We start from the raw sequence: 4,090 nt of genomic DNA, 5'->3' as shown, positions 1-4,090 counted from the left end.
ACCTGGATCGGGCGGTCGCCGCTGTTGCCGACTTCGATGGTGATGCGTTCGCGGCCTTCGCAGAGTTCGATGTCGCCGTCTTTTAAATCGTATTCTCCGGGGATCATGGCGAGCTCCTTAGACTATGGGGTTGTGGACGGTGACGAGTTTGGTGCCATCGGGGAATGTGGCTTCGACTTGCACTTCGTCGACCATTTCAGCCACGCCTTCCATTACGTCGTCGCGGGTGAGGATTTCGGTGCCTGCGGTCATCATTTCTGCCACGGTGCGGCCTTCGCGGGCGCCTTCCATGATTTCGGCGCTGATCAGGGCGACGGCTTCGGGGTAATTGAGTTTCAGGCCTTTTGCTTTTCGGCGTTCTGCTAACAGGGCTGCGGTGAAGAGGAGCAGCTTGTCTTTGTCTCTTGGGGTTAGTTCCATTTTTGTTCTCCTTCGAACTTGGAGCCTTTCGGCGGAAGGGGCCATGCTTCCGGGATACGCTGTGAATACGTCCATGTAAGCTCGACAAAAACATCCATGTTTTTGACGATCCCGGAAGCATGGCCCCTCCCGCCTTTTCTGAATTTCGAGTCGTGACAGATCACGGTGATCAAATCCGACCAATGTCCACTGCGAACACCAAGTTGTTGCGCTAACTCGGATTTCCGCCGAACAGGGCGGGGTGAACCGTCCGGGGATGTCGAAAACATGGATGTTTTCGTCAAGCGTACAGGGAAGTATTTACAGCGTGCCCCGGACGGTTCACCCCGCCCTGTTCCCGCACAAAATCTCATGTCAGCCAAATCCTCGGAATAACCGCAGAACAACCGGTCAATAGAGGCCGCAGCAACTCCCAGGCTCGCTGACATACATCCCAGGCTTCATTGCGTTCATTGCCCAGGTACCGCAACAGCACCACGCCCCGGCGCCGGGTGATGGCCCAGCGGTTTGAGGCTGGTAGTTGTTCGCGGATTGCCTCTATGGCATCGGCTTCGTCTTCCAGGCCGACTACCCACAAAGTGGCCTGAACTGTGGCACCACCCTGGCCCCATTTGCCTTTGAAGCGGGCATGCGTGGGGTCGAGGATCTGGCGTTCCAGCCATAACGGCTTGCCGTTCTGGTTCAGGCGGAAGCGTTGTTCCAGGTGGCCGGTGACGAAAGGCAGATTACCCACCGGGCGGCCGAGAGCCAGGACTTCCCAGCCGATGCACTTGGCGCCAGCCTCCAGGTCGATGGTGGTGGTCTGTTCGCCTTTGGAGCCGTTGAAGGCCAGGATTTCCTGGGGGAGGTATTCCAGGGTGCCGCCCTCTTCCACGTTCAGCTTTGTGTGTTGCTGCCAGGCCACGCCGTTGCTGTCGGCTTTGTAGAGTTTGGCGGCCGCAGGTGTTGTCACCAGGCTATGGGCGCCCGCGCCGACCGACACGTCGATTCCCAGTGAGTCACCGCTGACTAAACCGCCAGGCGGGTGTAACAGGTAGACGTGGCAGCAGCCGGTTTTGCCTTCGGGATAAAAAGGTCGCTGCACCCGTAACGGGCCCTGGTGTCGAATGCGGGTCATGCGAGTGACGGTCTGCTCCCGTTCCTGCCGGGCTTCGAAGCCCAGGGACAGGGTTGCTGCCCAGCGCCTCGATTGGTCGAAGCGGTGGCCTGAATCCGCCTGTATGGGCAAACGTTCGTAGACTGTCATACCGTCAGGTGCTTCTTGATGAGTTCGTCGGAAAGTTCGCCGATGTCGCCCTCGGCTACGCGGCGGCCGCGGTCCATGATGGCGAAGTGGTCGGCAAATTTGCGGGCGAAGGGCAGCTTCTGTTCCACCAGCAGTACCGTCAGGCCGTCTTCTTCAATCAACCGACGGATGACTTCGCCGATCTGGGTAACGATATTGGGCTGTATGCCCTCCCCAGGTTCGTCCAGGATCAGCAGCCTGGGCTCGATCACCAGCGCGCGGCCGATGGCCAGTTGCTGCTGCTGGCCGCCGGACAGGTCGCCGCCCCGGCGGTTTTTCATTTCTTTCAGCACCGGGAACAACTCGTACACCCGCTCCGGGATTTTCCGGCCGCCATCCTTGCGCACGGCAAGGCCAACGCGGAGGTTTTCTTCCACAGTCAGCAGCGGAAATATCTGGCGGCCCTGGGGCACGTAGCCAATGCCCATGCGGGAGCGGTCTTCCAGTTTCTGTTTGCTCAGTTCGGTGCTGCCGTCAAACAGAATGCTGCCACTGCTGGCGGTTTCCTCGCCCATCACGCATTTCATCAGGGTAGTTTTGCCCACGCCGTTGCGGCCCATCACGCAGGTGCATTTGCCCTGGGGTACGTCCAACTCCAGATCCCAGAGAGTGTGGCTTTCACCGTAGAACTGGTTCAGCTTGTCGATCTTTAGCATCAGGTTATCGCTGGACATCAGGCTTCCTCCCCCAGGTAAACCTTGATCACTTCCGGGTCGTTGGAGACCTGGTCCATGGTGCCTTCGGCCAGCACGCTGCCCTGGTGCAGTACAGTCACCTGGCGGGCGATGGAGCGCACGAAGCCCATGTCGTGTTCCACCACTACAACGGACTGTTTGCCGGCCAGGCTGGTGAGCAGTTCGGCGGTGCGTTCCATTTCCTGTTCGGTCATGCCCGCTACGGGTTCGTCCACCAGCAGCAGCCGTGGCTTCTGCATCAGCAGCATGCCGATTTCCAGCCACTGTTTCTGGCCGTGGGAGAGGATGCCTGCCAGTCTGTCCCGCAGTTGTTGCAAACCGATGGTTTCCAGCACTTCGTCGATGCGGTCCCGGTATTCCGGGTTCATGATGGCGGTCAGGGTGGGCAGGATGCGTTTGTCGGCGGCCATGGCCAGTTCCAGGTTTTCGAACACCGTAAGCGCTTCAAACACAGTCGGTTTCTGGAACTTGCGGCCAATGCCCAGGCTGGCGATTTCCGGTTCGTTCATCCGCAACAGGTTGTGGCGGCTGCCGAACCAGACCGAGCCGGTATCCGGGGCGGTTTTACCGGTGATGATGTCCATCATGGTGGTTTTGCCCGCGCCGTTGGGGCCGATGATGCAGCGCAGTTCGCCGTCGTCGATGGTCAGGTTCAGGTTGTTGATGGCTTTGAAGCCGTCAAAGCTGACGTTGACGTCTTCCAGGTACAGAATCGGCCCGTGACGGACGTCCACCGGGGACGCCACCGGAGTCAGAAACTCGAATACCCGGTCCCGGTTTGCAATTTCTTCCAGCAGGCTCATGCGGTTGCCTCCTTGCCGGTGTCGGGATTGCGGTCGGTATCAGTGGGCTCGTCTTTCTTTTTTCGACGACTGGCCAGCAGGCCGGCGATGCCCTTCGGCAGGAACACCGTTACCAGAACGAACAGGCCACCCAGGGCGAACAGCCAGGCGTCCGGCATCACGCCGGTGAACACGGTTTTGGCATAGTTCACCAGAATCGCGCCGATCACTGCGCCGTAGAGGGTTGCGCGGCCGCCAAGCGCCACCCAGACCACAATCTCGATGGAGAAAATCGGGGAGAATTCACTGGGGTTGATGATGCCCACCTGGGGCACATAGAGCGCACCGGCAACACCGGCCAGCATGGCCGACACCACGAATACGAACAGCTGCACCCGCTCTACCCGGTAGCCCAGGAAGCGGGCGCGGGCTTCGGCGTCACGGCAGGCAACGCTGACCCGGCCCAGCTTGCTGGTAACAATGCCGCGGCAGATCAGGTAGCCAATCGCCAGCGCTATGCCGGTAGCGATGAACAGCCCCAGCCTTGTGGCGTCGGTGCGCAGGTTGAAGCCGAGTATGTCGCGGAAGTCAGTCAGGCCGTTGTTGCCGCCAAAGCCCATTTCGTTGCGAAAGAACGCCAGCATCAGTGCAAAGGTCAGCGCCTGGGTGATGATGGAGAGGTACACCCCGGTCACCCGTGAGCGGAAGGCCAGGAAGCCGAACACCAGCGCCAGCAGGCCCGGTGCCAACAGCACCATGATGAAGGCGAACCAGGCCATGTCGAAGCCCAGCCAGTACCAGGGCAATTCCTCCCAGTTGAGGAACACCATGAAGTCCGGCAGTACCGGGTCGCCGTAGGTGCCGCGGTCGCCGATCTGGCGCATCAGGTACATGCCCATGGCGTAGCC

At 60.1% G+C, this 4,090-nt stretch carries 6 protein-coding genes; all 6 read right to left on the bottom strand.

What is annotated here, in order from left to right; translation table 11 throughout:
• Positions 1 to 107, bottom strand: a 107-nt coding sequence (locus ACESMB_RS14875; RefSeq protein ID WP_372971971.1) for an urease subunit beta, incomplete at its 3' end; no start/stop codon positions are given.
• Positions 108 to 117: 10 nt separating this feature from the next.
• Positions 118 to 420, bottom strand: coding sequence for an urease subunit gamma (ureA, locus tag ACESMB_RS14870; protein ID WP_135803000.1), 303 nt, complete (start codon positions 418 to 420; stop codon positions 118 to 120).
• Positions 421 to 769: 349 nt separating this feature from the next.
• Positions 770 to 1,666: an urease accessory protein UreD gene (locus ACESMB_RS14865; protein WP_372926541.1), complete on the bottom strand. Its 897-nt coding sequence runs from the start codon at positions 1,664 to 1,666 to the stop codon at positions 770 to 772.
• Positions 1,663 to 2,361 carry an urea ABC transporter ATP-binding subunit UrtE gene (urtE, locus tag ACESMB_RS14860; RefSeq protein WP_372926563.1) on the bottom strand — a complete coding sequence of 233 codons (699 nt, stop codon included), beginning with the start codon at positions 2,359 to 2,361 and terminating at the stop codon, positions 1,663 to 1,665. Before urtE ends, ACESMB_RS14865 begins: the two co-directional genes overlap by 4 nt.
• Before the next feature lie 17 nt (positions 2,362 to 2,378).
• On the bottom strand, positions 2,379 to 3,203 hold the full coding sequence (urtD, locus tag ACESMB_RS14855) for an urea ABC transporter ATP-binding protein UrtD (protein WP_372926542.1): 825 nt from the start codon (positions 3,201 to 3,203) through the stop codon (positions 2,379 to 2,381).
• On the bottom strand, positions 3,200 to 4,090 hold an 891-nt coding region (gene urtC / locus ACESMB_RS14850; RefSeq protein WP_372971970.1), incomplete at its 5' end, for an urea ABC transporter permease subunit UrtC. The genes urtC and urtD, both read right to left, overlap by 4 nt.

The sequence above is a fragment of the Marinobacter sp. genome (assembly GCF_041686475.1).
Lineage (GTDB): Bacteria > Pseudomonadota > Gammaproteobacteria > Pseudomonadales > Oleiphilaceae > Marinobacter.
Note: the sequence above shows the minus strand (reverse complement) of the source record. Positions and strands in the feature narration are given on the sequence as shown.